Consider the following 23,324-nt stretch of genomic DNA (forward strand, 5'->3'; position numbering starts at 1 on the left):
TTTGCTGCTCCTTTCCTTTTTGCTTATTCAGCTGCAGCTGATTTTTTCTTTTTATTGGCTTTTTCGCGTTCTTGTTTGTTCAAAATTTGCTTACGCAGACGAATAGATTCTGGCGTTACTTCCATATACTCATCATCGTTCAAGAACTCCAGCGATTCTTCCAAGGTCAAGATACGTGGTGTCTTGATAACTGCTGTCTGATCCTTGGTTGCCGAACGAACGTTGGTCATCTGCTTAGCTTTAGTGATATTAACAGTTAAGTCATTTTCACGAGAGTTTTCACCGATGATCATTCCTTCGTAAACCTCAGTACCTGGATTGACAAAGATGGTTCCGCGCTCTTCGATAGACATGATAGAGTAGGTCGTTGCCTTGCCAGCATCGATAGATACTAGAGCACCACGGTGACGGCCACCAATTTCCCCTGGAATCAATGGCAAGTATTGGTCAAATGTATGATTCATAATCCCATAACCACGAGTCATGGATAAGAACTCAGTTGAGTAACCAATCAAACCACGCGCTGGAACGAGGAAGACCAAACGAGTTTGACCATTACCAGTTGAAATCATATCCAACATTTCGCCCTTACGTTCAGAAAGACTTTGGATAACAGACCCTTGATATTCTTCAGGTGTATCGATTTGGACGCGCTCAAATGGCTCACATTTGACACCGTCAATTTCTTTCACGATAACTTCTGGACGAGATACTTGCAGCTCATATCCCTCACGACGCATGGTTTCGATCAGGATTGACAAATGCAACTCACCACGACCTGAAACAGTCCACTTATCTGGTGAATCCGTCGGGTCAACTCGAAGGGATACGTCTGTTTGCAGTTCGGCCTGCAAGCGTTCTTCAACCTTACGAGAAGTTACCCATTTCCCTTCGCGACCAGCAAATGGTGAGTTGTTGACCAAGAAGGTCATTTGAAGCGTTGGCTCATCGATGTGAAGAATTGGAAGAGGTTCAATGGCATCTGTCGGTGTAATCGTCTCACCAACAAAGATATCTTCCATACCTGATACGGCAATCAAGTCACCCGCTTTTGCTTCGTTGATTTCACGACGCTCCAAGCCAAAGAAACCAAATAGTTTTGTAACACGGAAGTTCTTGGTAGTGCCGTCTAATTTAGACAGGGTTACTTGGTCACCAACCTTAACAGTACCACGGAAGACACGGCCGATACCGATACGGCCAACGAAGTCATTGTAGTCCAAGAGTGAGACTTGGAACTGCAAAGGCTCATCTGAGTTGTCCACTGGAGCAGGGATATGGTCGATAATGGTATCAAAGATTGGTGCCATTGTTTTTTCTTGATCAGCTGGATCGTCTGACAATGAAGAAGTTCCGTTGATAGCTGAAGCATAAACAACTGGGAAATCAAGCTGATCATCATCTGCACCAAGCTCGATAAAGAGTTCCAAAACTTCGTCCACTACTTCTGCTGGGCGAGCTGATGGTTTGTCGATTTTGTTGACAACCACGATTGGGACAAGGTCTTGTTCCAGAGCTTTTTTCAATACGAAACGAGTTTGTGGCATGGTTCCTTCGTAGGCATCTACCACCAAAACAACACCGTCAACCATTTTCATGATACGCTCAACTTCTCCACCAAAGTCCGCGTGTCCTGGTGTATCCATGATGTTGATACGAGTCCCGTTGTAAGCAACGGCTGTATTTTTAGCAAGGATGGTAATACCGCGCTCTTTTTCAATATCGTTTGAATCCATAGCACGCTCTGCCAATTCAGTACGTGCATCAAGCGTTTCTGATTGTTTCAATAATTCGTCAACGAGGGTTGTCTTCCCGTGGTCAACGTGGGCGATAATCGCAATGTTACGGATATCTTCTCTTAATTTTGTCATGATTTCCTCTGAATTTTTAAATTTTATTTCTAACTGAACAATTATACCACAGACGCAGGCAAAAAACACGGCTTTGATAAGTGTAAATGTTTTCATTAAAAAATATGGGAGCTGCATGAGGATTTGCATTTCCCATCCTGAAAATTTATGATATGATTTAGAAAAAAACAAGGAAAACAGATGCGCCTCGACCAACTGCTGGCTGCCAATCATATCAGCCGAAAAAAGATGAAACAAAGCCTTTTGCAAAAACAGATTTTAGTGGATGGTAAGCCCGCCTGCAAACTCAGCCAAAACGTTGATACCGGCCTGCAGCAGATTACTTTTCAAGGAAAACAGGTCAGCGGTCCTGCCCACCATTACTACATGCTGAATAAACCCGCAGGTGCAGTCACTGCCAATCGCGACGCTGAAAAATTGACTGTTCTGGATTTGCTGGACAAGGAGGTAGAGAAAGAAAATCTTTACTCTATCGGACGGCTGGATAGAGATACCGAAGGGCTTCTTCTGATTACCGATAATGGTCCTCTGGGATTTCAGCTGCTGCACCCTCAATACCACGTTGAAAAAACTTACTATGTAGAAGTCAATGGACCTTTGACCCCTCAGGACAAAATTGCCTTTCAAGAAGGCATTCGCTTTTTAGACGGTACCGTCTGTCAGCCCGCCCAGCTCACTATCTTCTCTAGCTGCTTCAGTCTGAGCCGTGCTAGCGTCAGGATTTCCGAGGGGAAATTCCACCAGATCAAAAAGATGTTTCTGGTAGTTGGTGTCAAGATCATTTATCTCAAGCGGATTCAATTTGGGAATTTTACATTAGACCCAGACCTAGCAACAGGTGATTGCCGTCCTTTAAACCAAGAAGAATTAGAGATTATTAAAGAATATTTGGAGAAAAGTCAGTAAAACAAAAAAGCTTTAAAAATAAAGCTTTTTTGTTAGTAGCCTGCTCCGTTCATAAGTACCATGACATTTAGAATCCAAACAATTACGGAAATTACAATCCCTACGATACCCAGAATTTTTTCTGTTTTATAGTCTAATTTAGACTCTTTTTGATGTGAATTAGCCAACACCAAACCGATAATACCCAAAATAAGACCTACCAATGGAATGAAAAAACCAAAGATGATAGATAGGATACCTAAAACAAGTGAAGATTTTTTCTTTTCTTGCATGTTTTAAAAACTCCTTAAAATTAATATTAATTTATTATAACATAAGAAACTGGCTTTGTATATATAGTGCGACAAATTTTTGATTTATGTTAACTTGCCTTCACCTTACCGTTCCAAGAATCCAACCCATAAGAAAGAATATAGATTTCTTTAAATCCTTGTTTTTTCAGATACAGAGCCGCATTGGTCACGCGCTGACCACGACTATTTTCATAGAGGAGAACAGCCTTGTCCTTACGAAGTGCACCGACACTATCCTTCAGCTGCTGAGATGGAATATTGCGAGCGCCTAAGATATGCTTCCGGTGAAAATCAGATGGATCCCGCAGATCAACCAACTGACCTTGGCGAATCAGGTCTTCAAATTCTCCGTTATCTACGATTTTTGCTGCCTGACGAAGGCGCAGATAATTAAAGCCCATCCAGCCAATTATTCCCAAAAGTACCGCCCACAAAATCCAAATTGTCATCTCAAGTCTCCTTTTTCTTTTCTAAATATTCTAACTCTAAGCGATGTTCTCGTCGCAAGACTGCCTCCGCCTCAAAATAAGCTAGCTTATCCATTAGACCGGCATCGTAAATCCTCTTCAGCTCAATTTTCATCATCTCAATATCGTAAAGGCGCTTGCCCATATAGATAATGATTCCGAAACTTTTAAGAAATTGCTGAACATCATACAGGGTTTTCATGAGCTATATTTTATCAGATTTTCCAGCGCTTTTCAAGATGAAAAAACAGAAAGGAAAGCCTGTTTCCTTTCTGTTTGGCATGGATAACTTTTTATAAACCTGGTGCTTGACCAATTTCAGCTGTCAGCATCCAGATAGTCTTTTCTAGGTCAGCCTTGGCACCGACAAAGATATCATTGGTTACATCGTCCCCCTCTTCGTCTGTTACATCCAAAGCTTCTTGGTAAAGACTTGTCAGATAACGGAAAATCTCAATCACACGCGCCAGACTTTCTTCTACATTCTTGCTGAATTCACCAGCTTTTTCTTCAATCTTGCTGTGTTGGATAAACTCGGTCAACGTAGAATAAGGCTTGCCTCCCAATGTAATCAAGCGTTCGCTGACTTCATCCAAAGTTGTATCCAAAGTTTCCATGTATTCATCCATTTTTGGATGCCAAACCATGAAGCCTGCGCCACGCATATACCAGTGAACTTGGTGAAGAGCGATATGAGCTGTATAAAGATCTGCCACTACTTGATTAAGAATAGCCTTAGTCTTTGGCAAAGCCTTTTGATTGCTGAAAGTTGCTACGTCAGTTGCTGCACCATTTTTTACTTGTGTCATTGTATTTACCTCGTTTTTATTTATAATGATTCTAATCTTTTTAGATTATGGTTTAATTATAATGCTTCTAAATAAGAAAGTCAAGACAAAAGATTCAAAAAAAGACTTTATTAGAAAAGTTGCAAAATTTCAGAATTTTTCTGTTTAAAATTACGAATAAATAAGTATGATTCATCTATACTTTTTTCTTATTGGCACTGTCTTTGCCTCATTCCTAGGCTTGGTCATAGACCGCTTTCCAGAGCGGTCTATCATCACTCCCGCTAGCCATTGCAATGCCTGCGGGAAAAGATTGGCTCCCCGTGATTTGATTCCTATTTTTTCTCAAGTCATGAACCGTCTTCGTTGCCGCTTCTGTGGAGACAAGATTCCCTTACGCTATTTATTTTTTGAATTTATATTAGGCAGTCTTTTTCTGGCAACTTCGCTTGGTACGATTTCCATCAGTCAACTTCTACTGCTCACTATGGGCTTGATCCTAGCCATCTACGATCAAAGAGAGCAGCAATACCCCTTGATGGTCTGGCTGTTTTTTCAGCTTTCGCTGATGATGACAACAAGTGTCAATCCTCTCATGTTCTTCTTTTTAACCCTAGGACTTCTAGCCTTCTTTTACAATCTCCATATCGGAGCTGGAGACTTTCTCTTTCTGGCGTCCTGCTCAGCTATTTTCAATCTAACAGAAATTCTCCTTCTTATCCAAATCGCTAGCTTCTCTGGCCTCGCCTGCTTCTGCTTTAAAAAGAAAAAAGACAGGCTAGCATTTGTACCTTGTCTTTTGTTTGGTGTGGTGGTGATTATTTCTTATAAGCTGCTGCTTCTTGGATAAAGGCCGCTATACTGGCGTCCTTTTCATGAAGAGCTTTGACAATCTTAGATCCGACAATGACTCCGTCTGAGACTTGATTGAAGCGGTCAACATCCTCTAAAGTCGAAACGCCAAAGCCCGTCAATACTGGAATCTCTGCAATATCACGAAGCTTACTCAAGTGCTGGTCCAAATCATCGCGGTAGCTTCCGCTCTTACCTGTCACACCGTTGATGGCTACAGCATAGATAAAACCTTCAGCTTCCTTGATCAGCTCCTGCTGGCGTTCTAGTCCAGTCGTCAGGCTCACTAAAGGAACAAGAGCGATATCTGAATCTTCCAGTAAAGGCAAGATGAAATTTCTATGTTCGTAGGGCAAATCTGGAATAATCAATCCTTTAACCGGCGTCGTAGCCAAATCCTTGACAAAATCTTTGAGCCCGTACTGGAAAATTGGATTGAAGTAGGTCATGATGATGAGAGGCAGCTGAGTGTCCAACTTCTGCAAGCTTGCGATTAAAGACTTGGCGGAAGTATGGTGACCCAGACTTCTCAGACCGGCTTCTTCAATAACTGGCCCGTCTGCAACAGGGTCTGAAAACGGCAGACCGATTTCAATGGCTGACACACCCAAGTTTTCCAAAAATGCGATAGTTTCTGCTAATCCTGCTAAACCTTTCTCATGATCGCCAGCCATGATATATGGAAGGAAAATTCCCTTACCTGCTTTTTTGATGGCTTCTAAATGCTGAGTGAGTGTTTTAGTCATGGGCACCTCCTTTTTGAGCCGCTTCTCTTTCCAAGCGTTCCTTTACCTGAACGACATCCTTGTCACCACGGCCGGATAGGCAGACAATCATTGATTTATCTGGTCCCAACTCCTTAGCCAGCTTAACTGCGTAAGCAATAGCGTGGCTAGACTCTAGAGCGGGGATAATCCCTTCGATACGAGACAGGAGCTGGAAGGCTTCCAAGGCTTCTTCATCTGTGACTGGGACATAAGTGGCGCGCTGGATAGCATTAAAATGAGAATGTTCTGGACCGATGCCTGGATAGTCCAGCCCAGCAGAGATAGAGAAAGCTTCCAGAATCTGCCCTTGCTCATCCTGTAGGACATCCATCAAGGCACCATGTAAAACACCCGGCCGTCCCTTGGTTAAGGTCGCAGCATGTTCATCTGTATCCACGCCCCGCCCAGCTGCTTCTGTTCCATACATAGCAACTGCGCTATCGTCTACAAAGGGATAAAAGAGCCCAATAGCATTGGAGCCACCGCCAACACAGGCTACTAAAGCATCTGGCAAGGCACCTGCATTTTGCTCAGCAAACTGACGCTTGGCCTCACGACCAATCACGCTCTGATAGTCGCGAACAATCTCTGGGAAAGGATGGGGTCCCAAGGCTGAGCCCATAATATAGTGAGTATCATCCACCTGAGCCACCCAAGCTCGCAAGGCAGCATTGACTGCATCCTTGAGGACTCGAGAGCCATCGGTCACTGACTCCACCTTGGCTCCAAGAAGTTCCATCCGAAAGACATTAAGGGCTTGGCGCTTGACATCTTCTTCACCCATGTAGATAGTACAGTCCATGTTGAAAAGGGCTGCAGCTGTAGCGGTGGCCACTCCATGCTGACCCGCGCCAGTCTCGGCAATGATTTTCTTCTTGCCCATTCGCTTGGCTAATAGAACCTGACCTAGAGCATTATTGATTTTATGGGCACCGGTATGGTTGAGGTCTTCCCGCTTCAGATAAATCTTAGCACCGCCAGCATAGGCTGTCAGATTTTTAGCAAAATAGAGAGGATTCTCCCGCCCTACATACTGCTTCAGCAACTCGTCCAGCTCAGCCTGAAAGGCTGGGTCTTTTTTACTCTCACGGTAGGCTTTATCCAGCTCCAAAACTGCTGTCATCAGCGTTTCAGGAACAAAGCGCCCACCAAACTCACCGTAAAATCCTTCTTGATTGGGTTGATTATATGCCATGTTTCACTCTTTCTATAAATTCTTTTATCTTTTCTAAGTCCTTCTGGCCGTCAGTCTCAACACCGCTTGAGACATCAACTGCGTAAGGAGCGAAGTGCTGAATCGCTTCTCGGACATTTCCTGCATTCAAACCACCGGCGATAAAGAAGGGCTGGTGGATTTGATTCTTGTCAAAAGATTGCCAATCAAAGGTCTGGCCACTACCAGCAAGAGGTGCATCAAAGAGCAGGTAGTCCGCTTGTTGGCTGACTCCTTTTAAGGCTCCCTTGACCTGATAAGCTCGAATAACCGGACGGCCGATCTCAGTCAGAAGCTCTTCATTAAAATCGCCATGAATCTGCACCAAATCCAGATTTGCCACCGAAATAGTTTCCTGCAGCTCCGCCAAACTCGGAGAGACAAAAACTCCCACCTTTCGGACAGCAGGCGGCACCAAGGCAGATAGCTTCTGAGCTTGCTCCAAACCGACCCTCCGACGGCTCTCAGCAAAGACAAATCCAATGTAATCCGCACCACTCTGGCATGCCGTTTCCACAGCGCTGGCCGTTGATAAGCCGCAAATCTTAACCTTTGTCAATTTTCAGCTCCTTGATTTTTTCTGCTACATTCTCAGCCTGCATCAGGGCTGTTCCGACTAAAACCGCATGGAAATAAGGAGCTACTAGCTCAGCATCTTCCTTGCTGAAAATAGCGGACTCAGACACGTAAACCCTGTCATCTTTGAAATGGGCAGATAGCTGAAGACTTGTATTGATATCAGTCTCAAAAGTAACTAGATTGCGGTTATTGACACCTATTATCTGTGCTCCTATTCTATGGGCAGTTTCCAGCTCCGCCAGATTATGAGTTTCGACCAGAACTTCCAGGCCTAAACCTGCCGCAAAATCATAAAGTTCTTGCAGCCGCTTTTCAGACAAGGCAGCCACAATCAGAAGAATAACTGTCGCTCCGGCATTACGAGCGCGAACAATCTGCTTTTCATCAATGATAAAGTCCTTATTGAGGGTCGGAATGGTCACTTGACTGGAAATCTCTCTCAGGTAATCCAAATGTCCTTTGAAGAAAATCTCATCTGTCAGGACCGAAATCATGGCTGCACCGCATCGTTCATAGGTGCGAGCCTGCTCCACAATATCCACACCGAGATTAATATCTCCCAGACTGGGGCTGGCTTTTTTGACCTCAGCAATCAGCTGCAGCTCTTGAAGATGACTTTTGAGATATTCATAGAGGGAATAGGTCGAGCGTAGAGGTTGCAGCTCTTCATAAGACATAGCCGCCACTTCCTGCTCTTTTTGCTTTAGAATGGTCGGGAGAAATTCTTTGCTCATTTTTGATACTCCTGTAGTTGCTTGAGTTTTTCATAGGCTGCGCTACTAGCGATCACTTGGCGGGCCAAAGCTATTCCTTCTTCTATGCTATCTGATTTTCCATTAGCGTAGAAACCCATTCCCGCATTCAGAACTGTCGTTTCTAGATAGGGGCTGGCTTGATTTTGCAGGACAGATAGCAGAATTTCTGCATTTTCCTTGGCATTGCCTCCACGAATCGCTTCAAGAGCTATTTCTTCCATGCCAATATCTGACGGCAGAAAGCTGTGCTGGCTGATTTGCCCATTTTCCAGCAGAGCATACTGGGTACGGCCATGAAGACCGGCCTCGTCCAGACCATCTGGACCCGACACGACTACTGCACGCTTGCGGCCCATATTTTTCAAAACCTCTGCCGTGCTCTCTAGCATATCCGGCCGGCTGGTCCCCAAAAGCTGGGTTTCTAGACTCATGGGATGGATGAGCGGACCAGTTAGGTTCATGATAGTGGGAATACCTAGGCTAAGGCGGGCTGGCATAATGTATTTCATAGCTGGATGCATATTCTTTGCAAAGAGAAAGACGATGCCTGTTTGCTCAAAAATCTTGCCCAAGCTAGCAGCGTCCAAGTCTAGATTGATCCCCAGAGCTTCTAAGACATCAGCTGAGCCTGACTTAGAAGAAATAGATCGATTGCCATGTTTAGCAATCTTAATCCCGCCACCTGCTAGTACAAAAGCTGCCGTAGTTGAAATATTGAAGCTGAAAGACTTATCCCCGCCCGTACCGCAATTGTCCATGGCAGTGCGAATAGTGGTCGGAATCTGCTTAGCGTGGCCTCGCATTACCTGCGCCAAAGCAGTTCGTTCCTCAATTGTCTCCCCCTTCATCTTGAGCCCCAGCAAGAAAGCTACAATTTGAGACTCTGTCACCCGTCCGGTGACAATACGCTCAATCACATCTGTCATCTCAGCGCTGCTTAAATCCTTAAAATCAGCTAGTTTTGCAATAATCTCTTTCATACACGCTCCTTTATTTTACTAAATCGATGAAATTCTTGATAGACAACAAGCCGTCCGGCGTGCCAATACTTTCTGGATGATACTGAAAACCATAAATAGGCAGACTCTTGTGCTGGATAGCCATAATCGAATTATCATCAGCTGCCCGAGCCGTCACTTCAAAGTCCTCTGGCATCTCCTCAATCAAAATCGAATGATAGCGCATGACCGGCTGCTCATCCTCTAGCCCCTCATAGATAGGAGATTTTCCCTCAAAGCGCAGAATACTTTGCTTGCCGTGCATGACTTTGGGAGCCAATCCTAACTTTCCGCCAAATACTTCTGCAATGGCTTGATGCCCCAAGCAAATCCCCAAAATCGGCTTTTTACCAGCAAAATCACGGATAAGTTCTTCCATCCGTCCTGCATCTGCTGGCCAGCCTGGACCTGGAGACAGAACCAAAGCATCAGCTTCTTCTGCCGCTTGATAAAGACCTGCATCATCATTTCGCAAGACCTTAACTTTTGCAAAATTGCCGATATACTGGGCTAGATTGTAAGTAAAAGAATCATAATTATCAATCAATAAAATCATTGCATCTCTCCTATCTTGGTCATTGATTTGGCTTTGTTGATGGTTTCTTGGTATTCATTAGTAGGAATCGAGTCATAAACAATACCCGCTCCAGCTTGAACGTAAGCTCTGCCATTTTTCAAAATCATAGTCCGGATAGCAATGGCAACATCCATATCCCCTGTCGCAGATAGATAGCCGATAGCCCCCGCATAAACGCCACGTTTTTCCTGCTCCAGCTCATAAATGCGTTTCATAGCTCGAATCTTAGGCGCGCCCGAGACGGTGCCAGCCGGCAGGGTGGACTTGAGCGCATCCATGGCTGTCAGTTGAGGCAGAAGCTGACCACGAACTACACTGGTCAGGTGCATGACATAGCGGAAATACTCCACTTCCATGTACTTAGTGACTTCCACGCTGTTATTCTGGGCAATTTTACCAATATCATTACGCCCCAAATCAACTAACATGCGGTGTTCCGCCACTTCCTTCTCGTCAGCCAGCAACTCCTTCGCCAAGGACTTATCCTCTCTCTCATCCTTCCCGCGCGGTCTGGTTCCAGCGATAGGATTGGTCGTAACCTGCCCCTGCTTGACAGACACCAGACTTTCTGGGCTGGCTCCGATGATCTGATAATCCCCGAAGTCATAAAAATAGAGATAATTGGAAGGATTGGTCACGCGCAGATTGCGATAGTAATCCAGCGGCCTACCAGAATACTCTGCTGAAAAGCGCTGACTAAGCACACATTGGAACATATCTCCCTGCCGAATCAAGCTGCGCGCATCTTCCACCATTTTTTCAAAAGCCGTCTGCTCGATATGGCTCTGGAAGTTCAAACTGGACAGTTCCAGTGGTGAAAATTCATCTGCTGCTGGCTGCGCCAGCTCAGTCATGATAAGCTCCAGATTAGCAGCCAAATCAGCTTCGCTTCTATCACTGTAGAGCGCCTCCTCAATGATATAGACCTTGTCTTTTTTATGGTCAAAAACCATGTAACTCTCATAAACGAAAAAGTGCATATCCGGCGTTCCAATCACATCAGCTGGAATCTGGCCAATCTCCTCATAGAGGGAAATCATATCGTAACCGACAAAACCGATGGCTCCGCCTCCAAAAGGCAGGTCTGAATGATAATCTTTCTTTACTGTTAACTCATGCAGATAGTCCAATGGATCTGCCTCAATTACTTGTCCGTTCTTTGTTAACTGGCCATTTTCATAGCGAACTTCAAAGACTGGATTATAAGCTAGGATAGAAAAGCGAGCCGTCTCACTATCTCTCGGAATACTTTCCAAAATCACCTTGTGGTCGCCCTGAATCCGCATATAAGCTAGAATCGGCGATAAAATATCAGCTGGTAAAATCTTTTGCATAATTTTTCTTTCTATTTAAATCAGAAGCGTTTAAGGAGGAACAAACTGCTAGCTATGACCGCATTCCACAAGAACAGATAGCACCTGTCTACTGTCATAACTTGCTCCAGAACTACAGAAAAACGCCCGCACAGTTCATCCTGTGAGGGCGTATCATCGCGGTGCCACCTCAGTTATGGAGTTTTCAGGCTCCACATCTCATTTACTTATTTACAGTCATTTAGCTTCCTTTTAGTAGAAGGCAGCATACTGGTTTACAACAAAGCATGCTAACAAAGTAATAAAAGATCAACTAAATGACAAATTTTTGACTCCAACAGCCCATTTCATAACTTCTCCTGCCTGTTCTCAGCAACCACAGACTCTCTGAAAGGAGGGATGTTACTACTCTTCTGCTGGGTATTTTATTTTCGTTTTTCTAGATAGTCGGCAATAGCTGCCACATCCTTATCACCACGACCAGATACATTGATAATGATGATTTGGTCAGATGACAGTTGCGGAGCTCGCTTGATGGCTTCAGCAATGGCATGAGAGCTTTCAATTGCCGGCAAAATTCCTTCCTTTTGTGTCAAGAGAAGCAAGGCATCCACAGCTTCATCATCTGTCGCTGCCACGTATTCTACTCGACCAGAATCTTTAAAGAAAGCATGTTCAGGACCAACTCCAGGATAGTCCAAGCCTGCCGAAATGGAGTAAACCGGTGCTATCTGACCATCTTCAGCAAAGACAGCGTAGGTCTTCATGCCGTCCACTACTCCGACACTTCCCTTAGTCATGGTCGCCGCATGCTGGTCTGTATCAAGTCCACGCCCGGCTGCTTCAACTCCCACTAACTTGACTTCTTCATCCGCCACATATTGGGAGAAGGCGCCGATAGCATTGGAGCCGCCACCTACGCAGGCAATGACATAGTGCGGCAAGCGACCTTCCTTGTCCAAAATCTGACGGCGAGATTCTTCACTGATCACCTTTTGGAACTCATGGACAATCGTCGGATAAGGGTGAGGACCGACAGCAGATCCCAAAACATAGAAGGCTTCCAAATCATTCATCCAAGCTCCAAAGGCTGCATCCACAGCGTCCTTGAGGGTTTTGGTTCCTGTTTCCACAGCGTGAACAGTCGCTCCCATCATTTCCATGCGGAAGACATTGAGGCGCTGGCGCTCTACATCCTCTGCCCCCATGTAGACATCACACTTCATACCAAACTTAGCTGCGGCTGCCGCAGTTGCCACACCATGCTGACCAGCTCCAGTTTCAGCGATGACTCGGGTCTTGCCCATTCGCTTAGCTAGAAGAATCTGCCCCAAAACATTATTGAGCTTGTGAGAGCCCAGATGATTGAGATCTTCCCGCTTCAGATAAATCTTCGCTCCGCCCAGGTGCTGGGTCAGACTTTCTGCATAGTAGAGCGGAGTCTCCCGACCTGAATAATCCGCCAAATAATGCCGGTATTCATTTAAAAATTCTGGATCATCCTTATACTTCTCAAAAGTCGCTTCCAATTCATCCAGCAAGGCCTGGATAGGCTCCGGTACAAAGGAGCCGCCGAATTGTCCAAAATATCCTTTAGTTTCTGTCATCTTGATTGCCTCATTTCTTTATTTTCAAGCAAAACAAAAGCCCACACACAGAAAAAACTCTGTGTGAGGGCGTAAAATCGCGGTGCCACCTCAATTATGGAGCAAAGTATAGACTGCCTCCATATCTCTGTCTTGTCTAACAACAAGCTGCACTGTAAGGTGTGCTCACCGAATTTTTATTGCTTCAAATTCATTTTTTGCATCAGCCCACTTCATAATCTTCCACTGCCTGTTTCCACCAACCACAGGCTCCCTGAAAGCAGAAAAAATTATTACTTTTCTGATGATTTATTTTATTATAGGCCTTTCCCTTTTTCTTGTCAAGAAAAAATTAAATTTTTTCTCCTAAATCCGAACCTTTCTCTGGCTACTTTCTTTTGAAAGCGTCGTCTTGATTATTTTTCCAGATTTTTTGACCAAGCTGAAAAGCCCGCCAAGCCAGATAACCACCCAAAGTATTGGTCCAGAGATCATCAATCTCAAAGACTCGATTGGCGTTGATAAGAAGGTCCAGCAGAATCTGAGTCGCTTCGATAGACAGACTCATTCCAAAGCTCAGCCATACAACCTTCTTGGTCTTCCGCAATTTTGGAAAGAGGTAAAGCAATTGAAAGATTAAGGGTGATAGCAGAAAGATATTGGCTAGATTTTGGATAAAGACCTTGACTAGCTGGATCCAAGAAGTAACCTCGCCAATGTTAACAAAGGAATTAAAAGGGATTAACAAAACCACTATTCGGCCAAAGTACTGGATTCCCGGCGTTTCCATTCCTGGCTCTGGAACCTGAGGAATAAAGCAAAGAACGCAAAGCATCAAGAAGTAGAGCCAGCTTCCTCCTACCAGCAATTTTCGCCCCTTAGCTGTCAGCTCACCGGCTGAAGTCAGATAGTTCTTAAGGCTGAACATTTTCTACCAATGCTTTCTCGCGATCACGCTTCATAGTATTAGAACGCAGCTGGCCGCAGGCTGCATCAATATCCGTTCCATGTTCCTGACGAACCACGCAGTTGACTCCGTTTTTCTTGAGGGTATCATAGAAAGCCATCACGCGCTCTTTAGGACTGCGGCTGTATTGGTCGTGCTCGCTAACGGGGTTATAAGGAATAAGATTGACATAAGATAGCTTCTTAATGTTCTTGAGCAGCTCAGCCAGTTCCTTGGCCTGCTCTACCCCGTCATTGACTTCATTGAGCATGATGTACTCAAAGGTCACACGGCGGTTCGTCGTCTCAATATAGTATTCAATAGCTGCAAAAAGCTTTTCAATAGGGAAGGACCGGTTAATCCGCATGATGCTGGTCCGCAGATCATTATTTGGGGCATGGAGGGATACAGCTAGATTGACCTGCACACCTTCATTGGCAAAGTCACGAATCTTATGAGCCAGACCTGATGTCGAAACCGTGATATGGCGGGCACCGATAGCCAAACCTTTATCATCATTGACCGTCCGGACAAACTTGAGCACGTTGTCATAGTTGTCAAAAGGCTCGCCGATTCCCATAACCACGATATGGCTGACCCGCTCATCCTGACCACGCTCGTCAAAATACTTCTGAACCAGCATAATCTGAGCTACAATCTCACCGTTATTGAGGTCGCGTTGCTTTTTAATCAAGCCGGAGGCACAGAAGGTGCAGCCGATATTGCAGCCAACTTGGGTAGTCACACAGACTGAAAGTCCATAGTGCTGGCGCATGAGCACCGTCTCAATCAGCATACCATCCGGCAGCTCAAAGAGGTACTTGACCGTACCGTCAGCAGACTCTTGAACAATGCGCTGTTTAAGCGGATTGACGACAAACTGATCATTTAGCTTGGCAATCAAATCTTTAGATAGATTGGTCATCTCTTCAAAAGACTGGACCCGCTTGCGGTAGAGCCACTCCCAAATCTGGGAGGCACGAAATTTCTTTTCTCCCTGAGCTTCCGCCCATTCAATCATTTCCTGACGCGTTAAGCTATAAATAGATGGTTTCATTTTTCTCCTTTATTCTGGCGAATCACAAAATGGCGATTGCTGTCTTTTTGCTTTTTCTGCCTATCTTGCTGGGAATTGTTGCGAGAGCGCTTATTGTCCCTTTTAGAACGACTGTCTCGGTCTCGGTCACTTCTGCGATTGCGGTTGCCGCCCGAACGGCTATTGCGAGAACGTTTTGACCGACCTTCTGCCTCTTTCTTGCCATGCGATTTCTTATCAAAGGAAGCGCGCTGGGGATTTGGATTTTCCAAGACAAAATAGGCACAGCCATAGCTGCAGTACTCTAGCAAATAGTCTTCTAAGCGGCTTATTTTCTCATCGCTTTCATTAGCCCGCTCGTCCTTGTAAAAACCACGCAGGCGCAGCTGCTCATTGCCCCAGTCGCCAACAATATAGTCAAACTTAGTGAGAATTTCTGAAAAGCGCTGATGAAAGGCCGTCAAGTCAAAGCCTTCCTTATAGTTCTCAATCAATTCAAACTCGAATTTTTCTGCAACAATCTTGCTGTCAATCTGTTTAAACTCTGGTCCTGGGAATTTATTATAATTATACAATTCAGGTGAAATATCTTTACGCATACTCTTCCTTTAACGTTCTTGGATAGTTTATCTACAACACTTTATTTTATCATAAATCAGCCAGTATTTCGCGGACTTTTCATCAAAAATATCTTTCTGAAAAAAGTCAGACGATTTAAAGTAAAGAAGGCTAGATAACTTTGTCTACCTCACAAGAAAAATCTTAGCAAAAGCTAAGATCTTACTTATTCTTTTTCAGATAATCAATGGCGTCCTGCAGTGTTTTAACTGGAACAATTTTCATATCCGTTTTAATCTTCTTGGCTGTCTCCAGAGCCGTTTGGTAGTTGTTTTTCCCATTAGGAGAAAGCTTCTTCTCTTCCTCTGTCAGTTCATTGTTCGGTGCAAAGAAGATATCTGCTCCGCTTTGGGCCGCTGAAACAACTTTCTTATCAATTCCGCCGATTTCGCCAACTTCACCTTCCCGACTGATGCTTCCGGTCCCTGCAATATCGCGGCCATCACGAAGGGTCGGATCAGCCAACTGGGTATAAATGGCGAGGCTGAACATGAGACCAGCACTAGGACCGCCGATACCCTCAGTTGAAAATGTAATCGGAATATTACTGCTGACTTCCGTCCGGTCTATCAGACTAATCCCAATCCCGTTCTTACCGTTCTCCAACTTGATAACCTTACCAGTTGCCGATTTCTCCTGACCATCTTCTTGGAAAGTCACCTTGATTTTATCCCCAAGCTTCTGCGAGTTGACATACTTAACCAGCTCCTCAGAGCTTTCAAATGTCTTATCATTGACACCAGTTACCGTATCAGCAATATTGAGAACTCCCTTGAAGGTTGAGTTATCAGCCACCTGCAAGACATAAACTCCCAGATAGTCCATTTTAATTTCTTTACCAGCTGTCGTCAACCCCTGATATTTAGCCATATTTTGCGATGTTTCCATGTAAAATTGGTTGATCCGATTAAACTCATCGTCTGTGGAGCCCCCCGTCATATCCTTAGCAGAATAAATATCTGTAAAAGGGGTCAGCCAAGCATAGACCAGATGAGCAAAGGTTGCCTGCTCTACTCCGACCGTCACAAAGTTGTAGGAACCCGCTTCCTTGTCAGCCTTATTATCAACCAGCAAGACCTGCCGAACATCCTCGGCACCACCAGGAACTTCTATATAATAAGGCAGACGAACCCAAAAAGCTGCTATACAAAAGGCGATAGTGACGCCAATGAACGTCGGCCATAGATACTTCTTAATTCTTTTCATCGTTGATTCTTTCTAATTCTTTGATTACACTTTGGGGCACATAGGCCGCGATATCCTGCTGAAAAGCAATCAGCTCACGAATACGTGATGAACTGATATACTGATAGACCGGCTTGCTGAGTAAGAAAATCGTTTCTATTTCTCCCGCCAATTCCTGATTGAAAAAGTTCATATTGGCTTCATAGTCTAGGTCTTGACTATTGCGGAGACCGCGTACAAAGGCCTTGGCTCCTAGTCTTCTGGCCACTGTCACTGCTAGCTCATTCTGAGAAGTGATTACCTCGACATTATCCAAATGCTGCAGAGCTTCTTTGACCATGCGTTCTCGAGCTTCAATCCTGAAAAATCCATACTTTTCCCGATTATAGAAAATTCCTACATAGAGTTTATCAAAGAGCCTACTGGCCCGCTCGATCAGATCTACATGTCCCTTAGTGATTGGGTCAAAAGATCCTGTAAATAATCCTATCTTATCTGACATACACCGTTACCTTTGAAATTCCATATATCTTCTGCTTCCAAATGCCTAGCCCTGCAATTTCTTCCGGCAATTCCACTTCCTTGTCTGTCTCACAGACTACCAGGACATCTTGACCCAAGAGCTGGCGCTCCTCTAGCTTCTCAAGGTCCTCCACAATCTGCTCCTTGGCATAAGGCGGGTCCAAGAGAACCAAGTCAAAAGACCCTGTCAACATTTCCAAGGCTCGGCCAGACTCCATCTTGAGCAAGTCAAAACGTTCCGGCTCCTTGGTCATCTGAATGTTCTCTGAAATAATAGCCTGAGCTCTACGATCCTTCTCGACTAAGACAGCTGCCTCCATACCTCGCGAAATAGCTTCAATGGCCAAACTCCCGCTCCCAGCATAAAGATCCAGCACCCGACCGCCGTCAAAATAGGGACCAATCATATTAAAAATTGCCCCCTTGACCTTATCGGTCGTAGGTCTAGTCGTCTTGCCGTCCAAAGTCTTGAGGGGCCTACCCCCGTATTTACCTGCAACAACTCTCATAAAAAACATTATAACACACATCGCACAAGAGGCCAATTTTTTGAAAACTTGACAGACAAAAAACAGAAGTGCCCCAAATTAGAGACTTCTGTTTTCTTTTAGTTTTAGTAAAAAATCAATTAATTCAGGCTGACAGTCTGCCTTATCCAAGATCAGCCCCATTGACCGGCCAACCATGATATAAAAAGTTTCTGGCTTGTCTATAATCGCCACAATATCTTGATAGTCAAATCTGGCATTGTTATTCCGATTAACGACACGAAAGTCTGTCTCATAGAAGCTAAACTCCTGCTCTATATCATGCCAGAGGGGGTTGCCTCTATAAAACTTTTTAATATGTCGATTCATGGACAGATAGTAAAGAAAAGGAAGGACAGCCACAGTAACAAGAAAAGCTACGCCTGGTAAAGGTTCCCCGATAAAAAAACAGATTGCACCGCATATCAGCACCACTATCTCAGGGAGAATCAGTGAGAAGATTCCATTCTTTTTATACCAAAAATTGGTCCAAGCGAAACGGCGATAAGCTTCTTCTGTCATGATCGTTTTTGCTGTCATAGGAAACATCTCTCTACCTCCAAGTCATATTCCTCCCTACAGTTTACCACACTCTTGATGGAAATAACAATATTCAATAAAGAACTTGCTTTTCTCGATTTCATCTGGTATACTATACGTAACTTTTAAAACGTTACATAGGAGGTGTGATATGTTTTCGCATGAAAAATTAAAAAAACGCCGGCTGGAGCTTAATCTGGCACAGGCTTCCATTTACCAAGAGCTCGGAATTTCCAGAAAGACGTACTCTGCCTGGGAAAATGGCCTAGCAGAACCCCACGCAAAAAATCTCAGGAGGTTGGCCACCTGTCTCAAGGTCCAAGAGAACTACTTTGTGGATGAGACCAGTACGCTCTACACCTACCCTTTACTAACCCCACCGCATAAAAAGGAAGTAGACCAGCTAGCTAGTCAACTCCTAGAGAGACAGCGCAAGGTTAGCTCTCTTACAGCCTATAAAGTTCTATCCGTTGAGCTAGCTGCAGGTCGCGGGCACAGTTATTATGACAATGAGACAGACTACGAAACTGTCTACTTTGATCAAGACATCCAGCACGACTTTGCATCTTGGGTCTCTGGGGATTCTATGGAGCCCAAGTATCCAAATGGCTCTGTTGCCCTTATGAAACAGACAGGATTCGACTACGATGGGGCAGTCTATGCTCTCATGTGGAATGGCAAGACCTATATCAAAAAAGTCTATCGTGAAGCTGAAGGTCTACGTTTAGAGTCTATCAATCCTGACTACGAGGATCTCTTTGCTCCCTACGAAGACCAGCCTAGCATTGTTGGTATCGTAGTTGGACATTTTCTGCCGATTGAGGTATAAAACTATGGTCCTATTTGATTATTCACGCGAGCCTCGTTCAGACATTGCTTTTGTGGATATGAAAAGTTTTTACGCCTCTTGTGAATGCATTGCCCTCGGCCTTGACCCTTTAAAAACCTCGCTCTGTGTCATGAGCCGAATTGAAAATTCTGCCGGACTGATACTAGCTGCCACCCCTCTCTTTAAAAAGAATTTCGGCAGCCAGAATGTCAGCCGAAGCTATAATCTTCCTTTTGATGTTCACACCCGCAAGTTCAACTATGCTGCTGCCCGCAAGCAGGGACTGCCGATTACAGCAGATTATGTGCGCTTTATTGAAGATGCGGCTCAAAAGACCCTATTGGTCCCACCTCGAATGAACTACTACATCCAGAAAAATATGGAAATCCAAAAAATTTTCCAGGATTTCGCAGCTCCCGACGACATTTTCCCCTACTCAATCGATGAGGGCTTCCTAGATTTGACAAGCTCTATCAACTACTTCATTCCCGATCAGACGCTGGACCGCAGGACCAAACTGGACCTGCTGGCTGCCCGCATTCAACAGGCTATCTGGAAGAAGACCGGGATTTATGCCTCTATCGGCCTGAGCAACGCCAATCCTCTTCTAGCCAAATTAGCCTTGGACATTGAAGCCAAACATACAAAAAAGATGCGGGTCAACTGGTCCTATGAAGATGTTCCCAGTAAGGTCTGGACTATTCCAAACATGACTGATTTTTGGGGCATTGGCCACCGAACGGCCACTCGTCTTGAGAAACTAGGCATCCACTCCATTTATGATTTAGCTCACTTTAACCCCGATATTCTCAAAAAAGAAATGGGGGTTATGGGTCTGCAGCTTTGGTTTCACGCTCATGGCATTGATGAAAGCAATGTTCACAAGCCTTATCAGGTCAAGTCGCATGGACTAGGGAATTCGCAAATTCTCCCCCGAGACTATAGACAGCAGGCAGAGATTGAGCTTGTTTTCCAAGAAATGGCTGAGCAAGTCGCCATTCGGCTCAGACGGTCTGGTAAGAAGTGCCAGTGTGTCTCCATCTATGCCCGCTATTCCAAGCAGGAGCGCCTGCCTTCCATTCATACACAGAGAAAAATTGAGCCTACCAATAACAGCGATCGATTGGCTCAAATCGTCGTTCAGCTTTTTCGTTCTAAATATCAGGGCAGGGCTATCCGACAGATTGGCGTTTTTTACAGTGACTTTGTCGATCAAGCTTATGGTCTGATTTCTCTCTTTGATGATCCTCTGCAAATTCAAAAAGAAGAGGAGCTCCAGCTGACGATTGACCGCATCAGAGATCGCTTCGGATTTGCCTCTTTGCTTAAGGGATCGGCCTTGCTGGACTCCTCCCGTGCCATCGCTCGAAGCAAGCTAACAGGTGGCCATTCAGCTGGAGGGCTGGAGGGCTTATCATGACCGACCGCTCCTACCTCCCCTACCAGTCGGCTCGTGACTTTCAGGATCGAGGCATGGCTAAGTGGGCTGGCTTTTTCCTCTCTGAACACAGCACTGCTCTGGCCAAAAAAGAACTAGATATCAGTCGCCTGACCCAGCTTGACAGACAGGAAAAATTCCACTTACTCAACCAAGCTTACAGCCAGCAAGTTCCCATCCGAATCACCTTTCTTAATCAGGAAAAGCTGATCGACGTTACTGCTACCGTCTTTCATCTGGACTGCAAGCAAGTCCTCCTGCAGGAAGGTGACCATTACAAAGGCCTTGCTATCCATCAGATTCTTTCGATACATGCTTCAGGAGGCGTAGATGACCACTCAGAATGTACATGAGGAACTTCAATTCGACTATTTTTCCCAGAATTACTATCAATTTCAAGAGGATTTTTATCAATTTTCCAATCTTCCCCAGCCTCTAATGGTCATGGAAGACGACATCCTACTCCACATGGCCAGCCGCCAAGCCTCTTATTTCAAACTCTCCAAGACCAAAAGCTTGGATAAAAAGGAACATTACTTCCACTTTACCGTCAGTCGACCAGACCAAGCAAACCGACTCTGCATTTACCACTATCAAGGCCAAACAGAAGATATAAATCAATAAGCTCCCAAACTGAGTCTGGGAGCTTATTGTATAGGGCTGGCCATCTACTAGTATCTTCTCAATTATTTCTTGCTTTAAGTCAGGGGAATAATATTGAAGATTTGGGCCAGCTATATTGTATTGGAGGTCAATCTGAACCCAAGAAACGCCATTCTTTTTAGGTTATCTATTCAGTTCATTTGTATAAACTAATTTCATACCAAAAACACCCCAATCGTTAGATTTTCTGTCTAACTTTTGGGGTGCGGGTCATAACAATTTATCTTTTCTTTTATTTTTTATCGATTTCACAATTTTTACAAGAATTATTCATCAAACAGTCCTTGCAAACCAGCGAAAGGATTGTTCTTCTCTTTTTGAGCTTCCTGAGCAGCGGCAAATTCCTCTTCCGTCATAACTTGCCAGTCCTGACCTGACAGAAAGCCTTGGCCGGCTTCTTCCTCAGCTGTTAGAATTTTCAGCGGGATATTCATCAGGATATTGTCAGCTACACTCTCGGCTACATTAATCTCGCCATTTTCAATCGGCAGCACCAAGTCCTGATCAATCAGATCCTGCGATGCAGCCTGTCCTTCTTCCATGAAAATTTCGTTGACTAGATAAGACTCCTTGAGCTCTACTGGCTCCATGCTACGACTGGACGTTAAAGTAATGGTATAAGACAGATCATAATCCAGAAAATAAAGGCCGTCTTCATATTGAACCTTTCCTTTGGCTATAATATCCTGAACATCTAAAATCTCAGGATTGCGTTCTTTTAACTCTTCTTCCAAGTCTAGCTTTTTCTCAAAAGCTAGACCATCTGGATTCTTCCGAATTTCTTGAATATGCAACATAAGTTCCTCTTTGTTTTTTCTTTATATTATATCATGTTTGGGCGCTCCAATGTTATTGAAAATTATTTTGTTATAATAAAATTCAAGGAGGGAAGAAAATGAAACATCTAGGACAGGTTTTTAGATTTTTTCGAGAGGCAAGGCACATCTCTTTATCCGAGGCGACTGGCGGAGAATTTTCAAAATCTATGCTCTCTCGCTTTGAAAATGGGCAGAGCGAACTGTCGGCACAGAAACTTTTTAGCGCTCTCAGCGCCATTCACACGGAAACGGAAGAATTTACCGTTGCAGCTGGCATCCAGAATCATCATTCTCACAAGGAACTCTTAAGCCACATCCAAGACCTGTTGCAAGCCAATCAGCTGGACCTCTTAGAAAAACTTTATCTGGAAAAAGAAAAAATCGCTCAAAAAAGCAAGAAGTCTAGCGATTGGGTTGAACGCCTGATTGTAAAGGCCTATCTCTGCGCCCTCAAGGAGTCTGAAAAGGCCAGCCCAGGCGAGCTAGATTTCCTCCATGATTACCTCTTTTCAGTTGATATTTGGGGGCGCTACGAACTCAATCTATTCTCTGTCTGCACTCCGGTTTTATCTCTAGACTTGTTTTCCCAATACACCAAAGAAATCCTCTCAAGAAATGATTTTGCATCCTTGTTTGCCAACAATCGCAATACCCTGCACACTACCTTTCTTAATGGTTATCTTCTGGCCATCAGTCAGGAAAACGTCACCCAAGCAGACTATTTCCAACAAATCATTGAGCGACACTTTTACGAAGAAAATGAGACTTACTTCCGAATTGTCTATCTCTTTGCTCAGGGAGAGCTAGCCTTTTTGAAAGGGCAAACAGAAGAGGGGCTTACTCAAATGAAGCAAGCAGTCGACATTTTCCGAATCTTGAACTGTCAGCATAGCGCTGACTACTATCAATAAGCCCTTGATACTGCTTTTCAAAAATATAGCAAATAATGCAAATTTCCGCTTTTAAGCTCAGCAATTTTGAGTTGGAAAGTGGTTTTTTATTCCTACTCGAGCTCCACCTTTCTGATTTAAAAGTTTCTACCCGAAAATCGTTGAATATATGCAACGTTTCCTGCAGATTGGATTCTCTATTTTATACTAAAAGCATAAAGAGCTAGCGCAAGTCACTTTCAGAATTTTACCACTTACTTATGAGACCTAACCGGTTGCCGAAAAGCCCTTGTTTTTGGCTTTAAACGGTCTATAATGGTCATCAGAAAGAGAAAAACAAAAGCCAG

At 44.3% G+C, this 23,324-nt stretch carries 28 protein-coding genes and 1 other annotated feature; of the genes, 7 read left to right on the plus strand and 21 right to left on the minus strand.

The annotated features are described in order from the left end of the window. Window positions 1–23 precede the first annotated feature (23 nt). On the minus strand, window positions 24–1,871 hold the full coding sequence (gene typA / locus HMPREF9378_RS05495) for a translational GTPase TypA (protein ID WP_002932699.1): 1,848 nt from the start codon (window positions 1,869–1,871) through the stop codon (window positions 24–26). A gap of 180 nt (window positions 1,872–2,051) precedes the next feature. On the opposite strand from typA, the gene HMPREF9378_RS05490 reads away from it, so the two are divergent. Then, window positions 2,052–2,777, plus strand: a complete 726-nt coding sequence (locus HMPREF9378_RS05490) for a pseudouridine synthase (RefSeq protein ID WP_002900928.1) — start codon at window positions 2,052–2,054, stop codon at window positions 2,775–2,777. A 32-nt stretch (window positions 2,778–2,809) separates the two neighbouring features. Here HMPREF9378_RS05490 and HMPREF9378_RS05485 read toward each other — a convergent pair whose 3' ends face one another. From HMPREF9378_RS05485 to HMPREF9378_RS05470, 4 genes are all read right to left on the minus strand, one after another. Further along, complete coding sequence (locus HMPREF9378_RS05485; protein WP_002896181.1) at window positions 2,810–3,049, minus strand: DUF4190 domain-containing protein; 240 nt, start codon at window positions 3,047–3,049, stop codon at window positions 2,810–2,812. 89 nt (window positions 3,050–3,138) lie between these two features. After that, a complete protein-coding gene (locus HMPREF9378_RS05480; RefSeq protein WP_002900929.1) occupies window positions 3,139–3,519 on the minus strand; it encodes a rhodanese-like domain-containing protein in 381 nt (126 codons plus the stop codon). 1 nt (window position 3,520) lies between these two features. Next, window positions 3,521–3,739, minus strand: a complete 219-nt coding sequence (locus HMPREF9378_RS05475; protein WP_002898045.1) for a YqgQ family protein — start codon at window positions 3,737–3,739, stop codon at window positions 3,521–3,523. Window positions 3,740–3,830: 91 nt separating this feature from the next. After that, a complete protein-coding gene (locus tag HMPREF9378_RS05470; RefSeq protein WP_002900930.1) occupies window positions 3,831–4,346 on the minus strand; it encodes a Dps family protein in 516 nt (171 codons plus the stop codon). 166 nt (window positions 4,347–4,512) lie between these two features. Here HMPREF9378_RS05470 and HMPREF9378_RS05465 point away from each other — a divergent pair, with 166 nt between their 5' ends. Continuing rightward, window positions 4,513–5,175 (plus strand): prepilin peptidase, encoded by a 663-nt coding sequence (locus HMPREF9378_RS05465; protein ID WP_002900931.1) that lies wholly within the window; start codon window positions 4,513–4,515, stop codon window positions 5,173–5,175. Here the strand turns inward: HMPREF9378_RS05465 and trpA are convergent. The 15 genes from trpA to HMPREF9378_RS05390 form a co-directional block, all read right to left on the minus strand. Then, the gene (trpA, locus tag HMPREF9378_RS05460) at window positions 5,144–5,923 is read right to left on the minus strand and encodes a tryptophan synthase subunit alpha (protein ID WP_002900932.1); all 780 of its coding nucleotides are present in this window, start codon (window positions 5,921–5,923) and stop codon (window positions 5,144–5,146) included. The genes HMPREF9378_RS05465 and trpA overlap by 32 nt on opposite strands. Further along, entirely contained in the window at window positions 5,916–7,139 is a 1,224-nt protein-coding gene (gene trpB / locus HMPREF9378_RS05455; RefSeq protein ID WP_002900933.1) for a tryptophan synthase subunit beta, read from the minus strand. The genes trpA and trpB (HMPREF9378_RS05455) overlap by 8 nt, the downstream gene beginning before the upstream one ends. Next, the gene (locus tag HMPREF9378_RS05450) at window positions 7,129–7,716 is read right to left on the minus strand and encodes a phosphoribosylanthranilate isomerase (protein ID WP_002913809.1); all 588 of its coding nucleotides are present in this window, start codon (window positions 7,714–7,716) and stop codon (window positions 7,129–7,131) included. The genes trpB (HMPREF9378_RS05455) and HMPREF9378_RS05450 overlap by 11 nt, the downstream gene beginning before the upstream one ends. Continuing rightward, complete coding sequence (trpC, locus tag HMPREF9378_RS05445) at window positions 7,703–8,470, minus strand: indole-3-glycerol phosphate synthase TrpC (protein ID WP_002913811.1); 768 nt, start codon at window positions 8,468–8,470, stop codon at window positions 7,703–7,705. Before trpC ends, HMPREF9378_RS05450 begins: the two co-directional genes overlap by 14 nt. Next, a complete protein-coding gene (gene trpD, locus HMPREF9378_RS05440) occupies window positions 8,467–9,471 on the minus strand; it encodes an anthranilate phosphoribosyltransferase (protein WP_002913813.1) in 1,005 nt (334 codons plus the stop codon). The genes trpC and trpD overlap by 4 nt, the downstream gene beginning before the upstream one ends. Window positions 9,472–9,481: 10 nt before the next feature. Further along, the gene (locus HMPREF9378_RS05435) at window positions 9,482–10,045 is read right to left on the minus strand and encodes an aminodeoxychorismate/anthranilate synthase component II (protein WP_002913814.1); all 564 of its coding nucleotides are present in this window, start codon (window positions 10,043–10,045) and stop codon (window positions 9,482–9,484) included. Beyond that, the gene (gene trpE / locus HMPREF9378_RS05430) at window positions 10,042–11,400 is read right to left on the minus strand and encodes an anthranilate synthase component I (protein WP_002913815.1); all 1,359 of its coding nucleotides are present in this window, start codon (window positions 11,398–11,400) and stop codon (window positions 10,042–10,044) included. The genes HMPREF9378_RS05435 and trpE overlap by 4 nt, the downstream gene beginning before the upstream one ends. 404 nt (window positions 11,401–11,804) lie before the next feature. Beyond that, window positions 11,805–12,986 carry a tryptophan synthase subunit beta gene (trpB, locus tag HMPREF9378_RS05425; protein ID WP_002913816.1) on the minus strand — a complete coding sequence of 394 codons (1,182 nt, stop codon included), beginning with the start codon at window positions 12,984–12,986 and terminating at the stop codon, window positions 11,805–11,807. A 62-nt stretch (window positions 12,987–13,048) separates the two neighbouring features. After that, window positions 13,049–13,278: a binding site (T-box leader), on the minus strand. Window positions 13,279–13,353: 75 nt separating this feature from the next. Continuing rightward, window positions 13,354–13,893, minus strand: a complete 540-nt coding sequence (locus tag HMPREF9378_RS05420) for a VanZ family protein (RefSeq protein ID WP_002913817.1) — start codon at window positions 13,891–13,893, stop codon at window positions 13,354–13,356. Continuing rightward, window positions 13,880–14,968, minus strand: a complete 1,089-nt coding sequence (rlmN, locus tag HMPREF9378_RS05415) for a dual-specificity RNA methyltransferase RlmN (protein WP_002898061.1) — start codon at window positions 14,966–14,968, stop codon at window positions 13,880–13,882. Before rlmN ends, HMPREF9378_RS05420 begins: the two co-directional genes overlap by 14 nt. Continuing rightward, window positions 14,965–15,546, minus strand: coding sequence for a YutD family protein (locus HMPREF9378_RS05410; protein ID WP_002900949.1), 582 nt, complete (start codon window positions 15,544–15,546; stop codon window positions 14,965–14,967). The genes rlmN and HMPREF9378_RS05410 overlap by 4 nt, the downstream gene beginning before the upstream one ends. 181 nt (window positions 15,547–15,727) lie before the next feature. Beyond that, window positions 15,728–16,771 (minus strand): SepM family pheromone-processing serine protease, encoded by a 1,044-nt coding sequence (locus HMPREF9378_RS05405; RefSeq protein ID WP_002900951.1) that lies wholly within the window; start codon window positions 16,769–16,771, stop codon window positions 15,728–15,730. Next, on the minus strand, window positions 16,758–17,252 hold the full coding sequence (coaD, locus tag HMPREF9378_RS05400; RefSeq protein WP_002900953.1) for a pantetheine-phosphate adenylyltransferase: 495 nt from the start codon (window positions 17,250–17,252) through the stop codon (window positions 16,758–16,760). The genes HMPREF9378_RS05405 and coaD overlap by 14 nt, the downstream gene beginning before the upstream one ends. Continuing rightward, window positions 17,242–17,790: a 16S rRNA (guanine(966)-N(2))-methyltransferase RsmD gene (gene rsmD / locus HMPREF9378_RS05395; RefSeq protein WP_002900954.1), complete on the minus strand. Its 549-nt coding sequence runs from the start codon at window positions 17,788–17,790 to the stop codon at window positions 17,242–17,244. Before rsmD ends, coaD begins: the two co-directional genes overlap by 11 nt. A 69-nt stretch (window positions 17,791–17,859) precedes the next feature. Continuing rightward, entirely contained in the window at window positions 17,860–18,348 is a 489-nt protein-coding gene (locus HMPREF9378_RS05390) for a YcxB family protein (RefSeq protein WP_002900955.1), read from the minus strand. Window positions 18,349–18,490: 142 nt separating this feature from the next. Here HMPREF9378_RS05390 and HMPREF9378_RS05385 point away from each other — a divergent pair, with 142 nt between their 5' ends. Genes HMPREF9378_RS05385 through HMPREF9378_RS05370 form a run of 4 tightly spaced genes read left to right on the plus strand, consistent with a single transcriptional unit; the run spans window position 18,491 to window position 21,230 of the window. Next, a complete protein-coding gene (locus HMPREF9378_RS05385) occupies window positions 18,491–19,168 on the plus strand; it encodes a helix-turn-helix domain-containing protein (protein WP_002900956.1) in 678 nt (225 codons plus the stop codon). Between the two features lie 4 nt (window positions 19,169–19,172). Next, complete coding sequence (locus HMPREF9378_RS05380; protein WP_002900957.1) at window positions 19,173–20,588, plus strand: Y-family DNA polymerase; 1,416 nt, start codon at window positions 19,173–19,175, stop codon at window positions 20,586–20,588. After that, entirely contained in the window at window positions 20,585–20,959 is a 375-nt protein-coding gene (locus tag HMPREF9378_RS05375; protein WP_002900958.1) for a hypothetical protein, read from the plus strand. The genes HMPREF9378_RS05380 and HMPREF9378_RS05375 overlap by 4 nt, the downstream gene beginning before the upstream one ends. Beyond that, window positions 20,937–21,230: a DUF5960 family protein gene (locus tag HMPREF9378_RS05370; RefSeq protein WP_002900959.1), complete on the plus strand. Its 294-nt coding sequence runs from the start codon at window positions 20,937–20,939 to the stop codon at window positions 21,228–21,230. Before HMPREF9378_RS05375 ends, HMPREF9378_RS05370 begins: the two co-directional genes overlap by 23 nt. 305 nt (window positions 21,231–21,535) lie before the next feature. Here the strand turns inward: HMPREF9378_RS05370 and HMPREF9378_RS05365 are convergent, their stop codons facing one another. Beyond that, window positions 21,536–22,066 carry a YceD family protein gene (locus HMPREF9378_RS05365; protein WP_002911930.1) on the minus strand — a complete coding sequence of 177 codons (531 nt, stop codon included), beginning with the start codon at window positions 22,064–22,066 and terminating at the stop codon, window positions 21,536–21,538. A gap of 98 nt (window positions 22,067–22,164) precedes the next feature. Between HMPREF9378_RS05365 and HMPREF9378_RS05360 the strand changes: the two genes are divergently transcribed. Further along, on the plus strand, window positions 22,165–22,998 hold the full coding sequence (locus HMPREF9378_RS05360; RefSeq protein WP_002913818.1) for an Rgg/GadR/MutR family transcriptional regulator: 834 nt from the start codon (window positions 22,165–22,167) through the stop codon (window positions 22,996–22,998). Window positions 22,999–23,324 lie beyond the last annotated feature (326 nt).

This window comes from Streptococcus sanguinis SK1 = NCTC 7863, assembly GCF_000194945.1.
GTDB lineage: Bacteria > Bacillota > Bacilli > Lactobacillales > Streptococcaceae > Streptococcus > Streptococcus sanguinis.